This window comes from Clostridium beijerinckii HUN142 (genome assembly GCF_000621745.1).
GTDB classification, from domain to species: Bacteria; Bacillota; Clostridia; order Clostridiales; family Clostridiaceae; genus Clostridium; species Clostridium beijerinckii_A.
The window spans coordinates 24,525-50,332 of sequence record NZ_JHXK01000028.1 but is presented as its reverse complement, the minus strand read 5'-3'; the positions used below and the strand labels follow the sequence as shown (position 1 = coordinate 50,332).

25 protein-coding genes are annotated in these 25,808 nt (G+C 28.7%); 19 read left to right on the top strand and 6 right to left on the bottom strand.

Translation table 11 applies throughout. The annotated features are described in order from the left end of the window. Nucleotides 1–138: 138 nt before the first annotated feature. The gene (dapD, locus tag T483_RS0113265; protein ID WP_026887296.1) at nt 139–849 is read right to left on the bottom strand and encodes a 2,3,4,5-tetrahydropyridine-2,6-dicarboxylate N-acetyltransferase; all 711 of its coding nucleotides are present in this window, start codon (nt 847–849) and stop codon (nt 139–141) included. 155 nt (nt 850–1,004) lie between these two features. Here dapD and T483_RS0113260 point away from each other — a divergent pair, with 155 nt between their 5' ends. Both T483_RS0113260 and T483_RS0113255 read left to right on the top strand, forming a co-directional pair. Beyond that, nucleotides 1,005–2,150 carry a pyridoxal phosphate-dependent aminotransferase gene (locus T483_RS0113260; protein ID WP_026887295.1) on the top strand — a complete coding sequence of 382 codons (1,146 nt, stop codon included), beginning with the start codon at nt 1,005–1,007 and terminating at the stop codon, nt 2,148–2,150. Between the two features lie 86 nt (nt 2,151–2,236). Then, entirely contained in the window at nt 2,237–2,554 is a 318-nt protein-coding gene (locus T483_RS0113255) for a pyrimidine/purine nucleoside phosphorylase (protein ID WP_026887294.1), read from the top strand. A gap of 249 nt (nt 2,555–2,803) precedes the next feature. Here the strand turns inward: T483_RS0113255 and dapB are convergent, their stop codons facing one another. Genes dapB through T483_RS0113240 form a run of 3 tightly spaced genes read right to left on the bottom strand, consistent with a single transcriptional unit; the run spans nt 2,804 to nt 5,469 of the window. Beyond that, nucleotides 2,804–3,559 carry a 4-hydroxy-tetrahydrodipicolinate reductase gene (dapB, locus tag T483_RS0113250; RefSeq protein WP_026887293.1) on the bottom strand — a complete coding sequence of 252 codons (756 nt, stop codon included), beginning with the start codon at nt 3,557–3,559 and terminating at the stop codon, nt 2,804–2,806. A 9-nt stretch (nt 3,560–3,568) separates the two neighbouring features. Beyond that, nucleotides 3,569–4,447 (bottom strand): 4-hydroxy-tetrahydrodipicolinate synthase, encoded by an 879-nt coding sequence (gene dapA / locus T483_RS0113245; protein ID WP_026887292.1) that lies wholly within the window; start codon nt 4,445–4,447, stop codon nt 3,569–3,571. 29 nt (nt 4,448–4,476) lie between these two features. Next, nucleotides 4,477–5,469, bottom strand: a complete 993-nt coding sequence (locus tag T483_RS0113240) for an aspartate-semialdehyde dehydrogenase (RefSeq protein ID WP_026887291.1) — start codon at nt 5,467–5,469, stop codon at nt 4,477–4,479. Between the two features lie 441 nt (nt 5,470–5,910). Here T483_RS0113240 and T483_RS0113235 point away from each other — a divergent pair, with 441 nt between their 5' ends. The 12 genes from T483_RS0113235 (at nt 5,911) to T483_RS0113180 (ending at nt 17,792) form a co-directional block, all read left to right on the top strand. Next, nucleotides 5,911–6,129 (top strand): small, acid-soluble spore protein, alpha/beta type, encoded by a 219-nt coding sequence (locus T483_RS0113235; protein ID WP_011969121.1) that lies wholly within the window; start codon nt 5,911–5,913, stop codon nt 6,127–6,129. Nucleotides 6,130–6,230: 101 nt separating this feature from the next. Beyond that, complete coding sequence (locus T483_RS0113230) at nt 6,231–6,968, top strand: class I SAM-dependent DNA methyltransferase (RefSeq protein ID WP_026887290.1); 738 nt, start codon at nt 6,231–6,233, stop codon at nt 6,966–6,968. A 26-nt stretch (nt 6,969–6,994) separates the two neighbouring features. Next, nucleotides 6,995–7,876 (top strand): Hsp33 family molecular chaperone HslO, encoded by an 882-nt coding sequence (gene hslO, locus T483_RS0113225; protein ID WP_026887289.1) that lies wholly within the window; start codon nt 6,995–6,997, stop codon nt 7,874–7,876. Nucleotides 7,877–8,041: 165 nt separating this feature from the next. Continuing rightward, nucleotides 8,042–8,797, top strand: coding sequence for a YdcF family protein (locus T483_RS0113220; protein ID WP_026887288.1), 756 nt, complete (start codon nt 8,042–8,044; stop codon nt 8,795–8,797). A 48-nt stretch (nt 8,798–8,845) separates the two neighbouring features. Continuing rightward, nucleotides 8,846–9,691, top strand: coding sequence for an RNA pseudouridine synthase (locus tag T483_RS0113215; RefSeq protein WP_026887287.1), 846 nt, complete (start codon nt 8,846–8,848; stop codon nt 9,689–9,691). Nucleotides 9,692–9,907: 216 nt separating this feature from the next. Next, entirely contained in the window at nt 9,908–10,237 is a 330-nt protein-coding gene (locus T483_RS0113210) for a hypothetical protein (RefSeq protein ID WP_026887286.1), read from the top strand. Further along, nucleotides 10,234–11,679, top strand: coding sequence for a sensor histidine kinase (locus T483_RS0113205; protein WP_026887285.1), 1,446 nt, complete (start codon nt 10,234–10,236; stop codon nt 11,677–11,679). The genes T483_RS0113210 and T483_RS0113205 overlap by 4 nt, the downstream gene beginning before the upstream one ends. A 41-nt stretch (nt 11,680–11,720) precedes the next feature. Then, on the top strand, nt 11,721–12,419 hold the full coding sequence (locus T483_RS0113200) for a response regulator transcription factor (protein WP_026887284.1): 699 nt from the start codon (nt 11,721–11,723) through the stop codon (nt 12,417–12,419). 484 nt (nt 12,420–12,903) lie between these two features. After that, the gene (locus T483_RS0113195; RefSeq protein WP_026887283.1) at nt 12,904–14,079 is read left to right on the top strand and encodes a TolC family protein; all 1,176 of its coding nucleotides are present in this window, start codon (nt 12,904–12,906) and stop codon (nt 14,077–14,079) included. A gap of 2 nt (nt 14,080–14,081) precedes the next feature. After that, on the top strand, nt 14,082–15,557 hold the full coding sequence (locus T483_RS0113190; protein WP_026887282.1) for an efflux RND transporter periplasmic adaptor subunit: 1,476 nt from the start codon (nt 14,082–14,084) through the stop codon (nt 15,555–15,557). Between the two features lie 13 nt (nt 15,558–15,570). Further along, a complete protein-coding gene (locus T483_RS0113185; protein ID WP_026887281.1) occupies nt 15,571–16,308 on the top strand; it encodes an ABC transporter ATP-binding protein in 738 nt (245 codons plus the stop codon). Further along, a complete protein-coding gene (locus T483_RS0113180; protein ID WP_026887280.1) occupies nt 16,299–17,792 on the top strand; it encodes an ABC transporter permease in 1,494 nt (497 codons plus the stop codon). Before T483_RS0113185 ends, T483_RS0113180 begins: the two co-directional genes overlap by 10 nt. 93 nt (nt 17,793–17,885) lie before the next feature. Here T483_RS0113180 and T483_RS0113175 read toward each other — a convergent pair whose 3' ends face one another. Continuing rightward, on the bottom strand, nt 17,886–18,509 hold the full coding sequence (locus tag T483_RS0113175) for a manganese efflux pump (protein ID WP_026887279.1): 624 nt from the start codon (nt 18,507–18,509) through the stop codon (nt 17,886–17,888). A 310-nt stretch (nt 18,510–18,819) separates the two neighbouring features. On the opposite strand from T483_RS0113175, the gene leuA reads away from it, so the two are divergent. Beyond that, the gene (gene leuA, locus T483_RS0113170; RefSeq protein ID WP_026887278.1) at nt 18,820–20,490 is read left to right on the top strand and encodes a 2-isopropylmalate synthase; all 1,671 of its coding nucleotides are present in this window, start codon (nt 18,820–18,822) and stop codon (nt 20,488–20,490) included. Nucleotides 20,491–20,650: 160 nt separating this feature from the next. On the opposite strand, the gene T483_RS0113165 is transcribed toward leuA, so the two are convergent. Beyond that, nucleotides 20,651–21,277, bottom strand: coding sequence for a TVP38/TMEM64 family protein (locus T483_RS0113165; RefSeq protein WP_026887277.1), 627 nt, complete (start codon nt 21,275–21,277; stop codon nt 20,651–20,653). Between the two features lie 401 nt (nt 21,278–21,678). Between T483_RS0113165 and hisC the strand changes: the two genes are divergently transcribed. The 4 genes from hisC to T483_RS0113145 all read left to right on the top strand — a co-directional run bounded on the left by hisC (nt 21,679) and on the right by T483_RS0113145 (nt 25,693). Beyond that, nucleotides 21,679–22,743, top strand: coding sequence for a histidinol-phosphate transaminase (gene hisC, locus T483_RS0113160; RefSeq protein ID WP_026887276.1), 1,065 nt, complete (start codon nt 21,679–21,681; stop codon nt 22,741–22,743). A 230-nt stretch (nt 22,744–22,973) separates the two neighbouring features. Further along, a complete protein-coding gene (locus T483_RS0113155; protein WP_026887275.1) occupies nt 22,974–24,011 on the top strand; it encodes a M42 family metallopeptidase in 1,038 nt (345 codons plus the stop codon). A 156-nt stretch (nt 24,012–24,167) separates the two neighbouring features. Then, a complete protein-coding gene (locus tag T483_RS0113150; RefSeq protein ID WP_026887274.1) occupies nt 24,168–24,803 on the top strand; it encodes a hypothetical protein in 636 nt (211 codons plus the stop codon). A 233-nt stretch (nt 24,804–25,036) separates the two neighbouring features. Next, entirely contained in the window at nt 25,037–25,693 is a 657-nt protein-coding gene (locus T483_RS0113145; RefSeq protein WP_026887273.1) for an HAD family hydrolase, read from the top strand. The last annotated feature ends 115 nt before the right edge of the window (nt 25,694–25,808 follow it).

The window sequence follows — 25,808 nt, the reverse complement described above, 5'->3', positions numbered from 1 at the left end:
TAAAAAGGTTTCAATTAACATAGATTTATTGAAACCTTTTATTTAATTATGAGAAATAGCTAGTATATTAATTTTATGCATTTACTAGCTACTTTCAATAATATATTTATGTAATTTTGAATTTTTAATAGGAAATAATTACTTTCTTAAATCATCTAATATTTGAGTTTTGTCTTTTGTCTTATCATCTACTGCTTTGATTATCTTAGCAGGTGAACCAGCCACAACAACGTTGTCTGGAACATCTTGTGTAACAACAGAACCAGCAGCTACAACGCTACCTGCACCTATCTTAACGCCTTCAAGGATTACAGAATTAGCACCAATTAGGGCATTATCTCCAATCATACAAGGTTCTTTGCTTGGTGGTTCTAATACTCCTGCTACAACAGCTCCAGCACCTAAATGAACATTCTTACCTAATTGTCCACGAGCTCCAACTACGGCATTCATATCAACCATAGTTCCATCTCCGATTTCAGCTCCAATGTTTATTACTGCACCCATCATTATTACTGCATTTTTACCAATAGTAACCTTATCTCTAATGACAGCACCCGGCTCAATTCTAGCATCTACTTCAAGTAAATCTAGCATTGGAATAGCAGAATTTCTTCTATCATTTTCTATTCTAAAGTGCTTAATAAGGTGTTTGTTATCTAATACTATTTTAGTTATAGAATCAGACTCTCCCATTAGTATATAAAATCCGTTAGAACCATACCATTCTACATCATTCATTTCAGCATTGCTTAAATCTCCATTAACATAAACTTTTACTGGAGTTGATTTTTTTGATTCCTTAATAAATCTAGCAATTTCATAAGGATCTGTTAAATTATATGACATTATATCACCCTTTCCATTAATTTCGCAATCATCCTTATTATAATAAAGATTGAACACAATTAAAAGGGGAATAAGTAAAAAAACACAAATAGTTTGAATCAATTTTAGTAATGAGGTAAAATAAGTTTATATTGCAAAACGGGGGCGCATAAATTATGAATAAACAAGTTGAGAAAATACAAATTTCAGGAATAAGAAGGTTTTCTGAGAAAGTTAAAAATGTAGAGGGTGCAATTTCATTAACTCTAGGTCAACCAGATTTTCCTGTACCAACACATATATCAGAAGCAATGATTAAAGCCATTAAAGATAATAAGACGGTTTATACATCAAATGCGGGGATTGATGAGCTTAGAGAAGAGATCTGTAAGTACTTAAAAACATTTGATATTGAATACAGTAAGGATGAAATATGCATAACAGTTGGTGGAAGTGAAGGGTTATATTCAGTATTATTTGCTGTAATGAATTCAGGCGATAAAATATTAATACCTGGGCCTGCTTACCCAGCCTATGAAAATATTTCTATAATGATAGGGGCAGACATAGTAACTTATCCTTTAAATGAAGATTTCACATTAGATATAGATAAAATTAAGGAAAAATTAGAGAAGGAGAATATCAAAGTATTAATGTTATCATTTCCATCAAATCCTACAGGTGCAATTTTATCTAAGGAGCAAAGAAATGAACTTGTTGAATTAATAAAAAATAAAAATATTATAGTAATAACAGATGAAATGTACTCATCTATAATTTTTGATGATTACTATTCAATAGCTCAAGCAAAAGAAATAAAAGATAAAGTTATATATGTAAGTGGATTTTCTAAAATATTTTCTATGACAGGGCTTAGAATCGGTTATGTTGCGTGTTGTGAACAGTACATGAAGGAAATAATAAAAGTACATCAATATGGTGTGTCATGTGCACCTTCAATTGCACAATATGGAGTTCTAGAAGGGCTAAAAAAATCTTTAAATGATGTAGAAAATATGAGAAAGACTTTTGAAAGAAGAAAAGACTACTGTTTGAATAGATTAAGAAATCTTAATTTAGAAGTTGCAGAACCTAAGGGAGCCTTTTATATATTCCCTTCAATTAAAAAGTTTAATATGCCTTCAGAAAAATTCTGTGAAAAGTTATTAAATGAAGGAAAGCTTGCTTGTGTTCCAGGTACAGCTTTTGGTGATTTAGGAGAAGGATACATGAGAATCTCATATTGCTATAGCGATGAAATTTTAAAAGAGGCGCTTGACAGGCTTGAAAGATTTTTAAGATCAAATTTCCCGAATTTCTAATTAGAAGTTTTAAAAATAATAGAATAACATAACCTATTATTTAAAGAACTCTTTAATATAAATAAAAATATATAGGGGGCATAACAATGAGCGAATTTAAGAATGTCACAGCAGTAAAAAAAGCAAATGTATATTTTGATGGAAGGGTAACTAGCAGAACCATCGTATTTGAAGATGGTGAAAGAAAAACTTTGGGGATAATGTTACCAGGTGATTATGAGTTTGGAACTGGAGACAAAGAGGTAATGGAGATCTTAGGCGGATCAATGGATGTAAAATTACCTGGAAGTGATAAGTTTGTTACATATAAGGAAGGGGAAATTTTTAAAGTTCCAGCAAATTCAATATTCAATTTAATTGTAAAAGAAGTGGCGGATTATTGCTGCTCATATGTAAAAAAATAGTTTAGAGTTATTTGAAAAATATCCAGTATAGTTTGATATACTGGATATTTTTATTTTGTAATTACTCAGTTACAATAAAGTAGTTTTAAAAGCTTGGGTTTCTAGAAGTTGAAATTTTATTTTGTTGCTAAAAGTTACATCTTTATAATATAACTTCATTAATTTATAAAGTAATCTTGAATTTTTATTCGTTTGTTTATTGCGAATAAAAATGGATACGTGAATCACGTATCCATTTTTATATTAATGCTATTTTAGTCCTATAACATCGTCCATATTATATAATCCGGGTTGAGTTACAGAAGCCATATATTCACATGCTTTTAGAGCTCCAACTGCGAAAACTTCTCTTGAAATTGCTTTATGAGTTAATTCTATTACCTCACCAGTTCCAGCAAAAATAACATCGTGGTCACCAATAATTCCGCCACCTCTAATTGCGTGGATTCCAATTTCGTTTTCTTCTCTTTTGGAATTTCCTTCTCTTCCATAGATGTACTTTGTTGTATCTTCTATAGAGTCTTTTATGGAATCAGCAAGCATAATTGCAGTTCCACTTGGAGCATCCACCTTTTGATTATGATGCTTTTCAACTATTTCAATATCATAGTTTCCATAGAGTAGAGGAGTTACTTTCTTTAAAAGAGAATTAATTAAATTAATACCAAAAGACATGTTGCCTGATCTAAATAGCTTAAGAGTAGTACTCTTTTCGTCTATTAAAGCTAAATCTTCTGGTGTAAAGCCAGTTGAACATATTACTAATGGTTTGTTAGTTTTTTCTGTTATTTCTAATAGACTATGAAGAGCATCAGCTCTTGAAAAATCTAATAAAACATCATATTGGATATTTAAATCCTCAGTGCTTCCAAAGATAGGATATGGAGTATTACTTGGAAATTTATCAATTCCAGCAACAATCTCTAAGTTCTTAAATTTATCAGCGCATTCTGTAATCATCTTACCCATCTTACCTGAGCAACCATTTAATACTATTTTTATCATATTATCACCTTATATCAATTTATAATCTAGCAAAGCAGCTTTTAGTATTTCCTCATTGTTATTATCCATTTCACAAAGTGGAAGCCTTAAAGGACCAACATCGAGGCCCATAAGATTCATGGCTGTTTTAACTGGTATTGGATTTGTTTCTAAAAATAAAGTATTGGCTAAAGATAAAGTGTCTAACTGAATATCTAAAGCTTCTTTAAAATTATTAGTTAAACATTTTTTAGCTATTTCATGAACTTTACTTGGAATTATATTAGCTAAAACTGAAATTACGCCTATACCTCCAATGGACATTATAGATACAATTTGATCATCATTACCAGAATAAATATCTATAGAATCTCTGCAAAGTGCCTTCATTTGAAGTATTTGGCTGATATTTCCGCTAGCTTCTTTTATAGCAACAACATTGCTTAATTCAGTAATCTTAACTAAAGTTTTAGGTGCAATATTAACACCTGTTCTACTCGGTACATTATAAAGTACAATAGGAGTATTAACTTCATCATTTATAGCTTTAAAATGTTTTATCAAACCATTTTGAGTAGTTTTATTGTAATATGGTGTAATAACAAGAAGCCCATCTACTCCAACGCTTTCTGCATATTTACTCATTGAAATAGCAGCAGCAGTATTGTTTGATCCGGTTCCTGCAATTACAGGAATTCTTTTGTTTATTACATCAACTGTAAATTTAATCGTATCTTTTTTCTCTTTTTCTGTCATTGTAGTAGCTTCACCTGTAGTACCACAAATTACAATGGCATCAGTACCTTCTTTAATATGCCATTCTAATAAATTTCTAAGTGATTCGAAGTTAATTCCATTTTCATTAAATGGCGTAACTATAGCTACAGCTGAGCCTTGAAATATTGACATTCAGATTCCTCCAACTTAATTACTAAGAACTATTTATTATCTTTTATCATTATTTCAGCAATTTGAATAGCATTAAGTGCTGCACCTTTTCTTATGTTATCACCAACAACCCATAGATTTAAACCATTGTCCACGCTAAAATCTCTTCTGATTCTTCCGACATAAACATCGTCTTTTCCTGAAACTTCAAGAGCAGTTGGATATTTTAATTCGTCTACTTTATCATATACAGTTACACCTTGAGTGTTTCCAAATAATTCGAAAATATCATTTATATCAAATTCAGAATTAAGTTCAACATTGATGCTTTCACTATGTCCATTAAGTACTGGAACTCTAGCTGTAGTAGCAGTTACTCTTAAATCTGGTTCATGAAGAATTTTTCTAGTTTCTTTAATCATCTTTTCTTCTTCTTTAGTGTAACCATCTTCTAAAAATACATCTATATGAGGTAAAACATTACCAGCAATAGGATAAGGGAACTTCTTAGGTGCAACACCTCTAACACCATCTTCTAAATCTCTTATACCTTGGACACCAGCTCCAGATACTGCTTGGTATGTTGAATAAACTATTCTCTTAATTCCATATTTGTCATGTAAAGCTTTCATTATAGGCATTGCTTGGATTGTTGAACAATTTGGATTTGCAATTATTCCTTTATGAAGTTTGATATCTTCTGGATTAACTTCTGGTACTACAAGTGGCACCTCAGGATCCATTCTCCATGCACTGCTATTATCAATTACTACTGCCCCATATTGCGCAAAAATAGGTGCAAATTCTTTACTAACATCTCCGCCAGCTGAAAATAATGCATAATCTATTTTTTTATCTTTTATATTCTTTTCACAAGTTTCTTCAACTACATAATCCTTTCCTCTAAATGATAGAGTACTTCCTTCAGATCTCTTTGATGCAAAAAGATATAAATTATTTACTGGAAAGTTTCTTTCTTCTAAGATTTCTAAAAATTTTCTACCTACATTTCCAGTAGCCCCAACTATTGCAATATTATACACAATAATCCCCTCCTAAATTTATTTATTAATATTTTTATATATACAATTACTATAGTTAAATATTGAATAAATATCAAGTCAATGAGCAAAATAAGTTGAAAAAAACTATTCATAGAGAATTGTTTATTCCATTAATTAGGGGAGATATAAAAGAATGTGTATATTTATGCATATATATACCACAAATTGAAACAATTATTAGGCAATCATTGATTCATATAAATTCTATAAAATATATAGTTCAAATAATAATTTTTATAAAAAAATATTTTTAGAGAATAGTAATGAGATAGAAGGAAATAATATTGGGTGAAAAGATAAACTTTAGAATTTATTTTTATAGCTTAATTTAATTAGCTTAGAATTTATTTTTTTATTTCTTTTTATACAATGAAGAAATATTAATAAAAAACTAACTATTAAGATTGGTAGGGATAAAAAATGGGTAATAAATCTGTAAAAAAGACAATAAAAGCAAAACTTAAAGCAAATAAGGAGCTTACTGAAGCTGAAAAAATGAGAGAAAAAGTTAAGTATGAAATTGCAGAAGAACTTGGCTTAATCGATAAAGTTAATAAAGAAGGATGGGGCGGACTATCTTCTGGAGAAACCGGAAGGATAGGCGGAATAATGGCTAAAAGAAAAAAAGTGCCAAAGTAAATGACGAGCTTTCATATTTTTACTAATTTGACTAAGTAAATAATTACGATATAATATACTAGATGAATTAGTAAATTTACGTTAAGGGCGTGATAAAGCAGATGGCTTATAAAGAGTTTGCCAATATATATGATGAATTAATATATGAAGATATTAATTATGATAAAGTTGCAGATAAGATTATAAATATATGTAGAGAAAATAATTTGAAGTTTGAAGATTATTTGGATTTAGCATGTGGAACTGGAAATGTTTCAATTAATGTAGCAAAATATTTTAAAACTGTTTATGCAGTAGATTTATCAGATGATATGTTAAATGTAGCTTTTGATAAATTTAAAAAGAATAAAATTAAGGCAAAAGTAATCTGTCAAGATATGTGTGAGTTAAGTTTAAATAAAAGATTTGATCTTATAACTTCTGTGCTTGATTCGACAAATTATATAACAGAGGATGATGATTTGTATGATTACTTCTCAAGTGTATATGAACACTTAAAAGAAAACGGCATATTCATTTTTGATATAAATTCTTATTATAAACTTTCTACTGTTCTTGGAAATAATATATATACTTATAGTTCTGAAGAAATTTTTTATACATGGGAAAATTCATTTGAAGATGATGTATTAAATATGTTTTTAACATTCTTCGTGAAAACTGAAAATGAACTATATAAAAAATTCGAAGAAGAACATTTTGAAAGAGCTTATGAAGAAAGTTATATAGAGAATATATTAAAAAAATGTAACTTTAGAATAATAAATAAATTTTCAGGATATTCTGATGAGGAAGTAAATGAAAATAGTGAAAGAATACTTTACATAGTAAGTAAATAAGACGTGAAATAGGAGATGAGATACAAATGCAAGATAAAATAGTTAGAGCAACAGCTAAGGATGGAATGGTTAGAATAATAGCAGGGATTACTACTAATTTAGTAAATGAGGGCAGTAAAATACATGAATGTACGCCTGTAGCTTCAGCAGCTTTAGGAAGAATGTTAACTGCGGGTACACTTATAGGAACTACGCTAAAAAGTGAAAAAGAAGTTGTAACTTTAAAAATAAATGGTAATGGGGAAATAAATGGAATAACAGTAACAGCACATAGTGATGCATCTGTTAAAGGGTTTATTGGAAATCCATATGTTGATAGGCCTCTTAATGAAAAAGGAAAATTAGATGTCGGAGGAGCTATTGGAACAGATGGTATTTTATATGTAATAAAGGATTTAGGTCTTAGAGATCCATATGTTGGACAAGTGCCTATACAAACTGGAGAAATAGCAGAAGATTTCGCATATTATTTCACAGCATCTGAGCAAACACCATCAGCGGTATCACTTGGCGTATTGGTTGATAGAGATTTATCTATAAAGGCGGCAGGTGGATTTATAGTGCAAATGATGCCTGGTGCAGATGAACTTCTTGCAGATGTTATAACATATAGATTAGAAGAAATTCCACCAATAACTACATTAATAAGTGAAGGCAAAACAATAGAAGAAATTTTAGAGTACATCTTTGATGGAATGGATTTAAAAGTATTAGATTCCTTAACTCCAGAATATAAATGTGATTGTTCTAGAGAGAGAGTTGAAAAAGCATTAATATCTATTGGAAAGGAAACTCTTCAAGAGATATATGATGACAAAAAGAATGAGGAAATAGTATGTAACTTTTGTAATACTAAATATGAATTTACTAATGATGAAATAGGAGAATTATTAAACAACAGTAGATAAACGTATTAAAATTATAGAATAAAAATAATAAAAAGATACAGAGAATAATTTGGAAGATTATGAAAAATCAGATTATTCTCTTTTTTTGAGCATAAATATTATAACAGAATAAAAAAGAGGATATATTCGCCTTCGATTTGTTCTTTTAAGGAAAGGGTGTATGTTGTGAAAAAAATTTTAGATATTATTATTGGTATGATTATTATAGTATATATTTCATTGACAAATATTATAAGCAGCTCTAAAATCTCATTTAGTATTCCTATTTTTATTTTAGGAGCTACTTTAATAATATATCATTTTATTAAGAAGAGAATAGAAAGTAATAAGGTTATATACAGGTATTTTAAAATTTTAAAAGTGCTAATTTGCATAGGTTTTATATTTTTTTTAGGAATAGAAATTTCTATAATTAATTATCCTAAATATAATAAAGGAAATGCAGATTATATTATTGTTTTAGGGGCAGGTCTTGATACTAACTCTACCCCTAATTTAATCCTTCAAGGAAGATTGGATGCAGTTTTAGAGTATATAAAAGAGGATGGTAATAGATTTATTGTTTTATCAGGGGGACAAGGATCTGATGAGAGGCTGCCAGAATCACATGCAATGAAAAAATATTTATTAAATAGAGGAGTTGATGAGAAAAAAATAATAATTGAAGATAAGTCTAGGAATACAGATGAGAATTTCAAATTCTCAAAAGTAAAAATAGAAGAGAATAGTGGAAAATCTCTAGATAAACTTAATGTTAAAATAGTAACAAGCGATTTCCATGCTCTTAGAAGCAGTATTTTGGCAAAAAGAAATGGATATGTAAATTATAGTAATTATTCTAGTCATACCATATGGTATTTAATTCCTATAACATATACGAGAGAAGCTTTTGCTATTGTTAAAAGTATAATATTTGATTAATATTAATATACAATTGAATTTTATTAACTTGAAAGGATAGCTTAAACAATGAGGATAAATAAATTATTTAGCAATTATGGAATTTGTTCTCGAAAGGAAACAAATAGATTGATTGAAGAAAAGAGAATTATTATAAATGGAAGATATTGTGTAGAGGGACAATGGGTAAATGATTCAGATGAAATAATATTTGATGGTAAACCAATTTCTAAAGCGAAAAAGGTATATATTGTTTTGAATAAACCTGTTGGAATTACTTGTACTGCAGAGAATAAAGTTAGTAATAATATAATTTCTTATATGAAATATCAAGACTACATATTTCCAGTTGGAAGATTGGATAAAGAGTCGCAAGGGCTTATTTTAATGACTAATGATGGTGAACTTGCTAATAGGATTTTAGAAAGTGATAATATGCATGAAAAAGAATATTTAGTTCAGGTGGATAGAAACTTTAATGATGAATTTTTAAAGAGGATGTCTGATGGAGTAGAGATTATAGGGGATGAAAGTTCTGGTGTTAGAAGAATAAGTGATAAATTAGGTTTATGCAAGACAATAGAAAATAAAGAAACTCTATTAGGTGAAGAAAATCTAGGTGATCCATGCATAGTAGAACTAAAGGAATTGAAAAATATCAGACGTGAAAAAAATAAATTTGTTAAAACAAGACCATGTCAAGTAGAAAGGATAGATGATAATACATTTAAAATTATACTAACTCAGGGAATGAATAAACAAATTCGGAAAATGAGCGGAGCTTTAGGATATAAGGTTACTAAACTGGAAAGAGTTAGGATAATGAACATAAGACTTAGTGATCTGGAGATAGGAAAATGGAGATACTTGGAGGAAGAAGAAATAAAAAGCCTTAAAAATGAGTTGCGTAGGTAAAGTATATTTTAGTCAATATTAATTTTTGATTAAGATTGATAAGCATGTAAATAAACTTTATTGAAATGAATATATCCCTATGAGATAATTAAATTAAATATATTAAGGTTACAGTTAAAATAATAAGTAAATTTAATAATAAAGAAATATGTAACTTTTTATTATTTAAACTAATATGGTTTTGAAAAAATATTTTAATACACATGGAGAGACAGTATGAAAAAAGAATTAATAAAAGCGATTGAAGCAGCAGAAAGATATAATTTATTTTTAAAGGTAGTAACATCAGTTAGAAGCTACGATTCATATAACAGTTTCTTTAATATTTATGATGAACATGAAGAAGCATGCAGAAGAATTGTTGTGCTTACTAAAACAAAGGAATTGGAGGAAGTTTATGATGAAAATCCAACGGAAGAAATAAAAGAATGTAAAATAGTTCAAGGTAACTTATGGATTAAAGATTATTCTCTATTGGTGAATCCAGATAAAATTGATCTATCGGATTTACATGTTGTTAAGAAGTTGGTTGAGGAATTGTTATGAAAATAAAGAAGCGCTTAACTATTTCCAATGTACTCATGCTAATTATACCTGTAGTTATAATGGTAATTATTGCAGGTATAATGAATATCCCATTTTCAAAGGCCTATGAAAATAAATTTGAAGGTTATAGGGAGCATGACCAATATGCCTATTTTATTCAACAAAGTTTAAAACCAGATATGAGAAATATAGAAAATAAAAATGATTTAGATAAATTTCCAGAGGAATTACAAAAATTTCTTAATCCTAAGGGGTATCACTTAATAATAACATATGATGGGGAAATTGTTTCATCTAATATTGAAGATAAGGATAAAGAAGCTATTTCAATGATAGGAGATGATGTCCTTTTTAAATCGAATTCATTAGTTTTAGAAATGAATTCGATATCTTTAGTTAAAAATAGCTTTGTTAAGGATAACAAGGTAGTAAATATAATTGCAATAAATCCATCATATAGGCCTGTAAAACTTGATATAAAAAATGAAATGTCAACTTTGGTAATAAGTTATATAATAATAGTTATTATTATTTCATTAATTGTTGTTACGATAACCAATGTTATGCTATCCAGTAAGATTTATAAGAAATTGATTCGGCCTTTAGAACTTTTAAGTTATGGAGCTGAACAGATAAAAAACGGAAATCTGGATTTTGAAATGAATTATGAAAGTGATGATGAATTTGGACAGGTTTGTGGTGATTTTGATGAAATGAGATTGAGATTAAAACATTCAATCGATATGCAGCTAAAATATGAAGAAGATAGAAAGCAACTAGTGGTAGGAATATCTCATGATCTAAGAACACCATTAACTGCAATTAAAGGCTACGTGGAAGGATTACGTGATGGAGTAGCAAATACTCCTGAAAAACAAAAAAAGTATCTAGATACAATTTACACTAAAGCTTGTGATATGGATGTATTAGTTGATAGTCTGTTCCTCTTTTCTAAATTAGATACAGGCCGATTCCCATTTAAATTTGATATAGTAAGCATTAATGAATATATAGAGAGATTTTACAGATGTGCTAAGAAAGAGTTCTATGGAAAAAAAGTTGGAATTTCATTTGAAAGTAAATGTAAAAATTCAACATTAGTGAAACTTGATTATAACGAAATGAATAGAGTCCTTTTGAATATATTGGATAATAGTATTAAATATAAGCATGATAATGTAGTTGAAATAAAAATTAAATTGTATGAAAATGAAGAATTTGTAATATTAGAAATTAGTGATAATGGTTTAGGAGTTCCTAATGAAGATCTATCTAAGTTATTTATAAGTTTTTATAGAGGAGATGTCTCACGTACAAATCCTAATGAAGGAAGTGGACTTGGATTAGCTATAGCAAAACATATAATAGAAGCGCATGATGGAGAGATTAAAGCCTATAATAAGGATGGACTTACAATAAGAATAACATTACCGAAAAGATAATTATAAAACGCAAATTTACTAGAGAGTGGGGAGGATAGTCAATGAAAAAAATATTAATAATAGAAGATGATGAAAGTATAGCTGAATTAGAAAGAGATTATTTAGAGATAACTGGATTTAAAACAGAAATTGCTCAAAATGGATATAAAGGACTAGATCTTGCGCTAAATGAAGAATTTGATTTGATTCTTTTAGATGTTATGCTGCCAGGAAAGGACGGATTTAAAGTCTGTCAGGAGATAAGAGCTGTTAAAGAAATACCTATTTTGATGGTAACTGCTAAAAAAGAAGATATCTATAAAATACAAGGACTTGGAATTGGTGCAGATGACTATATTGTAAAGCCATTTAGTCCAAGCGAGCTTGTAGCAAGAGTAAATGCCCACATTTCTAGATATGAACGTCTCACAACTATGGAAAAAAATAATGATAATGAAAAAAGTTCAATAATTATTGGGCGTATTAAAATTTTACTTAAAGCAAGAAGAGTTTATATAGGAGAAAATGAAGTTAAATTTGCAAATAAAGAATTTGAACTTTTAATGTTTTTAGCTTCAAACCCTAATATCGTATTTTCAAAAGATACATTATTGGATAGGATTTGGGGAGAAGAATCTTTAGGAGATAGTTCTACTATAACTGTACATATTAATAGAATAAGGGAGAAAATTGAGTTAGATAGCAGTAATCCTGAATATATTGAAACTGTGTGGGGAGCTGGATATAGATTTAACTTATAAATTAGTGTTTATCTCAATAATTATTTGAGTTTATATAATAAATTTTAAAGATAATATAAAGAGAGTAACAGAGAATTATGAAATGCTGGCTAGAGGTGCAATTATTTTTGTAAAGAAATACAAAAGTAAATTGCACCTCTAGATTTTTTTATTTTTTAGGAATTTATAACGCAGTAAAATCAGTGGATAACTCTTGAAACAGACTAATTAACTTGGTTTAATATTTTAAAAGAATAAAAAATAAATCATACTTGTCTTCCGTATTTTTCCACATAAGTTCGAAAAGAAATATGTATAAAAATATACAGCCCCACAGTCACCTGACATATTTTTATTTATAATATGAAATTTAACATGAATTTAACATTTGTTTATATTCTGTTTATATATGTGTAATAGAGATGTTACAATCCTTTATTATAATTAGAAAATAAATTTAAAATAGAATAATATTACTAAATGACAAATCAAGGAGGAGACAAGATTGAGAAAAACATTTATAAGTTTTTTAATTGGAACTTTAATGCTTTCTAGTAGTACATCAATGATTAATATATCAAGTGCATATGCTGATACTACTGATAATAGTACAATTAATGAAGTGTCTGATAGTGGTACGATTAAAGTATCATTAGAAAACATAAGGGATATCATGACTGAAAATAATTTAGATATTAAGATTTTGGATAATAAGCTTAAAATAGCTCAAGAGACATATGATGATGATAAGTCTGCCTATACTTCAAAAACCGAGCCTAAGCAAGAAGACTATAAAGACGATAATGGAAATTATGATGCTTTAGCTTATAATAAAGCTCTGGATGCCTACAAATTGGCTAAGTCCGATTATGAAAAATCAAAAGATGACTTAAAAACAGCTAGAGATAATTATGATAAAGGTGTTGAAGATAAGGTTTATGCAGCTCAACAAGCATACATAGCTTATTTGTACGATTTATCGAAGAATACAATAACAGAAGATACACAAGAGCAAAATGAAAAAAAGGAACAAATATACAAAATTCAATATGATAGTGGATTCATATCAAAAAATAAATACACCGAGTTATTACAAGCTAATACATCAGCTAATGATTCAAAATCTACAAAAGATGCAGCGGAACTTGATAGAGTTAAATTATGTAATACTTTAGGTATTAATCCTGAGGAAAAAGTAATATTCAATACAGATATAACTAAAGACTTTCAGGTTATAGCTAAGATAAATTATGAAGATGACTTGAAACAGATGCTTGATAATAACTTTGAAATAAAATTGCAAAATGATACTATTGATGACTTAAAAGATCAAGAAGATGATTACGATGATAAAGATCAAGATGATATTTATGATTATAAACTTGAGAATGAAAACACTCAATTAACACAACTTATTAATAATTCAGAAACAGATTTCAAGAAACAATATAATGATTTAATGACTTCTTACAATTCAATAAAAAGCAGCTATGATGTGATAAACCAGAAACAAAAAGAATATGAAATTGAGCAAAAGAAATATGATTATGGATTTGTTTCAAAAAATGATGTCGATGCTGCGAAATTGACTTTAGATAATGATAACGCGGATTTTATAAATAAAAGAAATAAATGCTATTTATCTTATTTAAAGTACATTGAAATGAAAGAGGGTTACTAAAATTGAAGCTTTTATTTAATAAAAAAACTTTAGCTAATAAAGAAATTATAGAAACAACTGAAGCAAGCAAGAAAAAATTTTTCACTAAAAGGAAAGTTATAAGTTTAGTAGCTGTATTAGTTGTTATAGCAATAGGAGGCGGTATTTATAAGGTGAAATTTGCTAAAACAAAAACAATGCAAAGCAGTGTCAAGTATACCACCCTTAAGAAAACAAATATTGCTACAACAATTAGTTCATCAGGTGCTATAAAGAGTGGGGATTCCACAAATATATATTCAAATTTAGAATATAATGTTGCATCAATTAACGTTTCAGTTGGAGATGTAGTAAAAAAAGGCGACGTGCTTGCAACAATAGATACATCAACTCTTCAAGAACAACTTGCAGAAGCAGAACAAACTCTAACTGCAAATGAGGAAAAAAATCAGTTATCATTAACAAGTGCAAAACAAAAATACGATAACTTACAGTATTTACATGATAATAATTTACAGACTGATATAATAAATGCAGAAAAATCTGTTGATAGTACAAAACTTGATATGGAAGATAAGAGTAAAGTTTATGAATATGATAAGGCCATGTTTCAAAATGGCGAAATATCTCAACAAGATTTAAATACAGCAAAAACAAATTATGAAAATTCTAAAGGAGTTTACGATAAATCAACGGTTGCATTAGAAGCGGCAAAAGTTAATTCTGATCAAGCACTATCTGAAGCAAAAACAGCCTATGAATCGGCTCAAGCAGCTGCTAATGATAAGAGCAGTAGGCTTGCATATGAAGATAAGAAGAAGAAATTGCAAGATGCTCAGGTTGTAGCTACTGTAGATGGAACGGTAACTAATGTAAATGCTGTAGTAGGTATACAAGCGTCTGGAGCATTATTTGTAATTCAAGATTTAGGAAATTTAATTGTTAATGCAAGTGTTGATGAAACAGATGTTGCAAAAGTAAAAGTTGGACAAAAAGCTCAAATAACAACGGATGCATCAGGTTCTGATATTATTGATGCACAAGTTGTAAGTGTTGAACCAGTTTCTAGTACTGCAAGTGCAAGTACAAGTACAACTAGCACTAGCAATGGTAAAGCTAGCACTAGTACTAGCTCTACCGGTAACACTACAAGCAGTGATGTATCTTTCACAGTTAAGGTACAGTTAACAGGTAAAAATGATAAGGTGAAAGTAGGTATGAATTCAGTAGTAAATATTATTACAGATGAAAAAAAAGATATCTATTCAGTACCATATGGAGCAGTAATTAATAATAATGGACAAAACGAGGTTTATGCAGCAGTTGAACAGGGTGGAAAATATATTGTCAAGGAAATTCCTGTAACTAAAGGTATAGAATCAAATGCAAATGTTGAAATTGATGGTCCGGATCTTTCAGACGGAATGATTATACTTAACGAACCAACAAATTATAAAGTTGGTGATACAGTACAAATAAGTTCTCGAAAAACAAAGTAGGGGGTGAGTGTCTTTGAGTAAAAATATAATAGAAATGAAAGACATTACAAAAAGCTTCTATATTGGAACTCCAAATCAATTAAATATTTTAAAAGGAATTGATATTAGTGTAAAAGAAGGAGAATTTGTAGCAATAGTTGGTTCATCTGGTTCTGGAAAAAGTACATTAATGAATATTATAGGAGCACTTGATAGAGCAACTTCTGGGAACTATATTTTAGATGGTACAAATATTAATGAGATATCTGATAATGGTTTATCTGAAGTAAGAAATAAACAAATAGGTTTTGTATTTCAAACATATAATCTAATTCCAAGAAGTTCAGCCTTGAAAAATGTGGAATTACCAATGCTATATTATGGAATGAGTAAAAAAGATAGAAGAATACGTGCAGAAGAACTTTTAGATCTTGTCGGAATGAAAGATAGAATGTCTCATCAACCAAATGAACTGTCAGGAGGACAAAAACAGAGAGTGGCTATTGCGAGAGCACTAGCTAATGATCCGAGTATAATACTTGCGGACGAGCCAACGGGTGCTCTTGATTCAACAACTGGAAGGTTAGTTATGGATTTATTCCATAAAGTCCATGAGCAAGAAGGTAAAACTATTGTATTTATAACCCATAACAGCGAACTTGCAGAGGAAACAGAAAGAATTATAACTTTGAAGGATGGAAATATAGTATCTGAAAAAAAGAATGATATGTACTACAGAAGATTTCCAGAAGAGGAAAAAGTATGTTTATAAAAGAAAATATAATGCTTGCGGTTGCAGGACTTAAATCTAATAAAATGAGAGCATTACTTACAATGCTCGGAATAATAATAGGGATAGCATCAGTAATTGGTGTTGTTTCAGTAGGAAATGCAATGACATCTTCTTTAACAAGTTCAATGTCCTCAATGGGTGCAACTAATATTACAGTTAATGTACAAGAAAGAAGTACGATAAGTACATTAAATTCGTCGAATTCCAATAGTTCGAATTTAAAAGACAAAAATAATTCAAATTCGAAAAATTCGAGTTCGAAAAATTCTAACAGTTCAAACTCGAAAAGCTCAAATGGTAATTCACAAAATAATAGTGGAGGCGCACAGTCAGGAGGTGGCGCACCACAAGGCGGAGGTGGAGTACCAGGTGCAGGTGCCATGAGAGCAGCAAGCGGAGGAGGAATGCCTCCAGGAGGTTCAGGAAGACAAGGGAAATCAAGTAGTACTGCAAAAGATATTGATCTTATGACAATGGAACAGATAAATGATTTACAGGAAAGTTTTAGTGATGAAATAAGTTCTTTAAGTGTATCTGAAAGTGGTAGCTCAGGTAAAGTTAAGAATGATTCAACGTATTCTAATGTAAGCACAGTAGGTACAAATGTTGGATATAAAGATGTTAAAAATTTGGAAATGGCCGAAGGTAGGTATCTTTCTCAAAATGATATTGATGGTTCAAAAGATGTTGCAGTAGTTTCAGATAAGTTAGTGTCAAAGATATTTGGAACAGGTGTGGATCCTATAAACCAAGATATAAAGGTGTATACATCAAATGCAATTTACACGTACACAATAGTTGGAGTTTATAAATATAAAGCTTCAGGAGGAAATAGAACTACATCTGACGAAAATTTGACTACAGATTTATATATTCCAGTTACTGTAACAAAGAAAACAGCAACTAATAAAAACTACCAGACATTTCAGATAAAGGCAAAAGATGAAGTAAATGTTCAATCATTTACTAATGAATTATCAGACTATTTATGTAAGCTTTATGCAAAAAATGCAAAGTTTGAGGCTCAAGCAAGCAATATGGAAAGTATGCTTGAATCAATGACATCAATGATGACTACAGTTGCAGTGGCTATATCTGCTATTGCAGGAATTTCACTTGTAGTTGGTGGAATTGGAGTTATGAATATAATGCTAGTATCTGTTACAGAAAGAACAAGGGAAATAGGAACTAGAAAGGCACTTGGAGCTAAAAGCAGCCATATAAAGATGCAATTCATAGTTGAATCAATTATAATATGCTCAATTGGTGGTATTTTAGGAATATTACTTGGTTTGGGTGCAGGAGCAATTGGTTCAAAAGCTATGGGATATGCAACTACAGTATCGCCATTAGTTATTTTAATAAGTTTTTCATTTTCAATGTTTATTGGAGTATTCTTTGGATATTATCCAGCAAAGAAAGCAGCGGAATTAGATCCGATAGAAGCACTTAGATATGAATAGAAGAGATTTTAAAATAAGTTAATATTAAAAAAAAGTTTTTTTATGCCATGGAGTTATTCTGTATTATTGCTCCATGGCATTACTATATTACTATTACACAAATATTTCATAAATTCCAAAAGCGATTAATATGCTTCCAGAGATAAAATTTGAATATTTAATAAAAAGTTTTGAAAGATTAATATTGCGATTGAAATAACTTATATATACAAACACAACAGAAATAATAAAAGAAAAAAATACACTTATACTAAGATTAACGCCTGTTATACTGGCAGCAAAATTTGTACCAATATTGTTTAGAGATAATGCAATGGAAAGGACTAAACATTCTTTAAGATTTATATTATGAGATTTATCTAAATTTATAATATAAGGATTCTCCAAAATGCTTTTATACTTTAAAGAACTTTCATAATAAAAAGAAGTATCGTAACCAAGACGTTTTTTTTCTAATCGAATATATTCAACTATAAAAGAAATTCCAATATAACTTAAAAGAATAGCACCAAACATATTACTGATCCTAGGATCTATTAAGGGCAGAATCAATTTACCAATATACATGGAGACAAATGTACTAACAGAAGTTACTATCGCAAGCAAAATGGCATTTGATTTAGATAAATGTATTTTTTCAATTCCATAAGATAAAAAAACTGATAAAGTTGCTATATTTGTTGAAATAGCTAATAAAAGAGGTGATACAAAAATCATATGGAACTCCTAAAAATTATTTTAATATAATATATTCATTTGATTCGAAAAAAGATTGCAATATGATAAATTTATAAAATATTTGTTTGATTTTTAAACATTTGATCGAAAAAAGCATGAAATATTTACATATTGAAAGTCGTGTGATAAAATACACTTAATATTTTATAAATTTGAAAAGTTGATACTAGGTGGCGTAGTAATAAAATATATAAGAAAAATATATTTGTTATGAAAATTCGACTACGTTTGAGGGGCTATATAGGATCATAAATGAATTTCATAATAAATTATTCTGGGGGGCATGTGAATGTTAAATTATACGAAATATAAAAGATTTGAAACAATAAAATTGAATGATAGGATATGGCCTGATAAAGAAATAAACAAAGCGCCTATATGGTGTAGTGTCGATTTAAGAGATGGAAATCAAGCTCTTATTAATCCAATGACAGTAGATGAGAAGATTGAATTTTTTAAATTACTTATTAAACTTGGTTTTAAGGAAATAGAAGTTGGATTTCCATCAGCATCACAAATTGAGTATGACTTTTTAAGAAGGTTAGTTGATGAAAATCATATTCCAGATGATGTAACAGTGCAAGTATTAACACAAGCTAGGCCACATTTAATAAAGAAGACATTTGAAGCATTAAAAGATATAAAAAAGGCAATTGTTCATATATATAATTCGACTTCGGTACTTCAGAGAGATGTTGTTTTTAATATGAGTAAAGAAGAGATTAAAAAAATTGCAGTTGAAGGAACTAAATTAGTAAAAGAATACGCAGGAAGTTTTGAGGGAGAAATATTACTTGAGTATTCACCTGAGAGTTTTACGGGGACAGAGCTTGAATATGCAATAGAAATTTGCGATGCAGTTTTGGATATTTGGGAAGCTAATAAGGAAAATAAAGTTATAATAAATCTTCCTTCAACGGTACAAATGGATACTCCCAATGTTTATGCAGACCAAGTTGAATGGATGTGCAGGAATTTCAAAGATAGAGAAAGGGTAATTGTAAGTGTTCATCCTCATAATGACAGAGGAACTGGCGTTAGTGATGCAGAACTTGCAATGCTTGCAGGAGCAGATAGAGTTGAAGGGACTTTATTTGGAAATGGGGAAAGAACAGGAAATGTTGATATACTAACAATAGCATACAATATGTTCTCGCATGGGATAAATCCAGAATTAAATATTGAGAATGTAAATGAAATAATTGAAGTTTATGAAAGATGCGTTAAAATACCAGTGCATGTAAGACACCCATATGCGGGAAATCTAGTATTTACAGCATTTTCGGGATCGCATCAAGATGCTATAAACAAAGGCATTAAAAAATATAAGGAACGTCATAATAACATATGGCAAGTACCATACTTACCAATAGATCCAAGCGATTTAGGAAGGGAATATGAAGCTTTAGTCAGAATAAATAGTCAATCAGGTAAAGGTGGAATTGCTTTTGTTATGGATCATTGTTATGGATTTAAGATTCCAAAGACTATGCGGAAGGAATTTGCAGATGTTATTCAAAAGATTTCAGAAGGAAAAGGTGAGGTCTCGCCAACAGAGGTTAAAGCGGCTTTTGATAAAGAATATTTAAATCTAGAAATACCATTCAAATTAGTTAAATGTAGAGTATCAGATATTTCAGATAATGGATGTGAAGAAGATACTAAGGTTAATGTATCTATAATACATGATGGACAAGAAAGAGAAATTGAAGGTATAGGAAATGGGCCTATAGATGCATTTAAGTCAGCATTATCTAGAAGTAGCTTAATTAATGTTAAAATCATAGATTACACAGAACATGCTTTGAGCACAGGTTCTGAGGCACAAGCAGCGGCTTATGTATATATGGAGAGAAATGATACAATGAAGAAAACATTTGGTGTTGGTGTTGATAGCAACATTACAAGGGCTTCAATTAAGTCAATGATAAGTGCATTAAATCGTCTCTACCATCAATAAAAATTAATTATATATTGCAATTAAGCTCCAACATTTTAGTTTTAATTAAGCACATGGATTACTAGAATTTTAAATGTAAATTTATTATTGCAAAAAGTATATTATTAAAAATAGCTAACTATTATGTAAAGTAATAACATAATAGTTAGCTATTTTTATTTTAATTAGTCTGGTTACTCCATTTTTTGAAATTAAAATAATTAACTAGTATAACAATAAAAAGCATAATAGCAAATACGTATAACGAATACTTTATACTAATTCCTAAAAATGTATAAAGAAGAATTATTGGTGTATCTGCAAAAAATATTGTTAAAGTATATTTAATAAAGCTAATTTCAGCTAATACAGAAAAGAAACAAATAATATCTGTGGGAATAACAGGAGAAGATACCCCTAAAGCTAAAATTTGCACATTATTTTTTTTGATCATATTGTATACTTTAGGATATTTATTTATTATTTTATTTTGATAACTCATTCCAAATGTAAGTCTTGCAAAGAAAAATAATAGAATTTCACTTAATAAATTCGCGGTTGCAGTTAAAATGAATGCTTCGTATGGATTAAATAGTATTCCGCCAACAATTATAAAAATTGTACAGGGAATGAGCGTAAAAATTCTTAACGATGCAATTATGAAAAATAAAATTGTACTAAATTTTCCGTATGTATTTAAAAAAAATATTATTTTATTAACTCCGTTATTATACAATTGGTATTTAAAAAAAACAAATAAAATTGATATCCAAAATACAATAGCAATCCCCTTGAATAGTCTATTCATTAAATTTATCACTCCTTTTATAGTAACTTTAAAGACGCCGAAAAAAAGTTTATAATAGCATATTTCCACCCTACTATAAACTATTTTACCAATAAATTATAAGAATATGTTAAATTTATGGAAATCTTTCGTTTATTTTAAGAATTATTAATAATTAATTTTTAGTATTAATAAAATAATGGAAATAAAATATATTTCTAAAAATAGGCTTTATGTTAATGAATTATGAAAAACTTCTAAATTATATAATAGTATGAGTATAGTTTAAATTAAAATGTTAATTAATGTATTATAATAAGATTGAGGGTAGTATTAAATCACTGACAATAAAGTAATAGAAGATATCCTAAAATTAAGGTATAATCATAGTAAAAACATAACTTTTACTAGGGGGCAGTTGTATGAGTAAATATTGGAATGATAAAGTTAGAGAAATAGAGCCTTATGTGCCTGGGGAGCAGCCTAAGGATAGAAAGTACATAAAATTAAATACAAACGAGAATCCATATCCACCATCAGATAAAGTTTTAGAAGCTATGAAGAATGAACTTAATGGTGACTTGAAGCTTTATCCAGATCCAACATGTAGTGAGTTAATAAGTGAAATAGCTAATTACTATAAGCTTGATGATGATGAGATATTTATAGGAAATGGTTCGGATGAAATTTTGGCATTTTCATTTATGACTTTTTTTTCAAAAGACAAAAAAATATTATTTCCGGATATAAGCTATACTTTCTATAAAGTTTATGCTGAACTTTTTGATTTAAATTATGAATTAATAAAATTAGATGATAATTTTGATATACCATTAGAAGAATTAAAAAAAACAAATGGAGGAGTAATAATACCAAATCCTAATGCACCAACAGGAAAATATATAAATACAGAAAGCTTAAAAAATTTAATTGAAGCTAATAGAGATAGTGTAGTAATTATTGATGAAGCTTATATAGATTTTGGCGGCCAGTCAATGGTTGAATTTATAGATGAATATGATAATCTGTTAGTAATTCAAACATTATCAAAATCACGTTCACTAGCTGGGCTAAGAGTGGGATTTGCATTGGCGCATAAAGATTTAATAGAGGGATTAAACAGGATTAAAAATAGCATAAATTCTTATACAATAGATAGAGTCGCTTTAGCTGGGGCTAAAGCAGCTATTCAAGATACTAAATATTTTGAGAAGATAACTAAGAAAATAATAAAAACAAGAGAAAAAGTAGTTAAGGAATTAGAAAAATTAAATTTTAGAGTTTTGAAATCAGAATCAAACTTTCTTTTTGTTAGCCATAATAAGGCTTCAGGGAAGTTTCTTTATGAAAATTTGAAAGATCAAGGAATACTAGTGAGATATTTTGATAAAGAAAGAATAGATAATTTTCTAAGAATAACAATAGGAACTGATGAAGAAATGGATATTTTAATTGAAAAATTAAGATTAATTTTGAATAATAATTAGAAAGAATTACAATAAAAAGTATAGTAAATTTAGATACAATTTATTAAGTGGGATTATTTTTTAAAATCCGATTCAGTAAAATGTATATAATTTATTTATTGAATAATATTATTAAGCATATAGAATAGAGATTGAGGATATTAATATGATGGAATTTTTACTTTGAATTTATGATTTATCATTTTCGAATTAGAAGAGAAATTTTAGTTTTTGGAGGAAGGTATAATTTTATGAAATTATGTATTAATAAAGAATACGTTTTAGATGTTGCAAAGGAAATATTAGAATTTGATAGTCCAACTGGTTTTTGTTTTGAGATAATTGATAAAATAAGAGATATAGTTAGAGAATTAGGATATGGTTTTGAAACTACCAATAAAGGCTGTGGAATAATAACTGTAAAAGGTAAATCAGATGAAAAAATATTAGGACTATCTGCTCATGTAGATACATTAGGAGCTATGGTTAGATCAATAACTTCAGATGGGAAAATAAAATTCACCTTACTTGGAGGACCAATTGTTCCAACTTTAGATAGTGAATATTGTGTAATACGAACAAGAGAAGGAAAGAAATATACAGGAACATTCTTAAGTGTAAGCCCTGCAGCTCACGTTTTTGAGGATAGCTCAAGTAAAACAAGAGATCCGAAAAATATGGAAATAAGAATTGATGAAGAGGTTTATTCAAAAAGTGATGTTCAAAAGCTTGGTATTTGTGCAGGAGATTTTATATTTATTGACCCTAAGACGACAGTTACTGAGAGTGGATTTATAAAGTCAAGATTTATTGATGATAAAGGTAGTGTTTCATGCTTAATGGGATTGTTAGAATTATTTAACAGAGAAAAAATCATTCCTAAGTATACTACTAAAATATTGATTTCAACCTATGAAGAAGTTGGACATGGAGCGTCATATATACCAAGTGATATAGATGAGATGATAGCAGTAGATATGGGATGTATTGGAGATGATTTAACTTGTAGTGAGTATGATGTTTCAATATGCGCCAAAGATTCAGGAGGACCTTATGATTATAATATGGTGACAAAATTAGTTAACCTTGCCAAGGATAATAATTTGAAATACGCCGTAGATATTTATCCAATGTATGGTTCTGATGTAGGGGCAGCTTTAAGAGGTGGAAATGATATACGTGGAGCATTGATAGGCCCTGGTGTCCACGCATCTCATGGAATGGAAAGGACTCATTATAGTGCTTTTGAAAACACTGTTAAATTATTATATTTATACTTAACTAATTAAAAAAATAATCATAACCTATTAATAGGATTGCGAAATTGAATGCATGGTATATATTAAAGTAGTTTTTTAGATAAAAAGTAAGTGATGTAGATACATTTTAGGAGCGATTTTAGTAACTTTTGCATAATTTTATTATGCAGAAGGAGGGGATGGATTATGGATATAGAGAATTTAAAAAGGGAATATGTAAAAGATAAAAATGAGAAAGTATATATTGAAAATGTAAAGAGAATAACAATTGTCTTATTAAAACAGTTAATAAACCTTGATAAAGAGGTATGGGAAGAATGCAGTAATATGTGCCTTATATATATAGCAAATATTAAAAAAGAGTTTTGCAATTATTTTATCAAAAATGGCTTTGAAATTAGGCAAGGAACCGAGATAATTGCAAGATATGAAGGTTTAGAAGCAAGATTATTAAAATTAGCAGAAGACTGTAAGTATGAAGCTAAATATATTCTTAGAGTCGGTGATCATAAGGAGTTTTATATTAAATTAAGGCCTTCAAATAAGTATAGAGGGATGATTTTTTGGAATTCCCAATTATCTAATAACGATGTGCTTAATATAAACGAAGAAAATGGAAAAGATGTTATTACTACTTGTAACGATTTAAAGAAACTAAAAAATACAGTTGAATTTTTAAAAAGGAAAATAAAAGAATTTAATAATGTATTAAGCGAAATTAATTCATTTAAGTATATTTATACAGTATACGAAAAAGATAAAATTAATGACGATGGTAAAGTTGAGTTCGATACATTTGAGGAATTGTTTAAATCATTATAAGTATATAACTATAAATAGCGCTGAAATAAAATTATAAAAGATAAGTGGCTAAAATATAAGGTATATAGTTATCTAATATTATCTTTACTCTATATATCATTCAATAGATTAAAGCAATATTAATTGAGAATTGACAGGTGATATACTAATGCATCTAATTGCATAAAGAGAACAATTACAATAATTTTAAAAATAATGCAAGGTTTATATATTTAATTAATTTGGAGGTATATATGAAAGCAGTTATATTTGACATGGATGGAGTAATTATTGATAGTGAACCAATTCATTTTGAGGTAGATATGCAAACTATAAGAGAATTAGGTTGTGATATTTCAGAAAAAGAATTGGAAAAGTATGTAGGGTCAACAAATGAATATATGTATACGGATATAAAGAAAAATTATAATATAAGAAAATCATTGCAAGAAATAATAGATTATAAAGTAGAAGTGACTAAAATGAAGATTATTGAATCTGATTTAGAGCCAATAGATGGAATCAAAGAATTGTTAATAGAATTAAAGAATAGAAATATTCCTGCTGCAATAGCATCATCATCACCTAAAGATTTGATTGATATTGTTGTATCTAAGTTTAAATTACAAGAATACTTTAAATATATTATAAGTGGAGAAGAAGTTGAAAGAGGTAAACCATCACCTGATATTTATATTGAAACATCAAAAAAATTGAGAATATCACCAAAAGAGTGTGTCGTTATTGAAGATTCTAGGAACGGAGTATTTGCTGCGAAAGATGCTGAAATGAGATGTATAGGGTTTAAAAACATTAACTCGGGAAATCAAGATTTATCTAAAGCAGATATGATTGTTAACTCAATTAGAGACATAGATTTAAATAGTATTCTAGAAGATTATATAATTTAAAATTATAGAGAATAAACGAGAAAAAGCAGATACTATTAAATTTCCTAAAATTGATTTTTTTAAAATTATTTGAGATTATACGTCTAAAATGGTATAATTTATATGAAAAAAATCA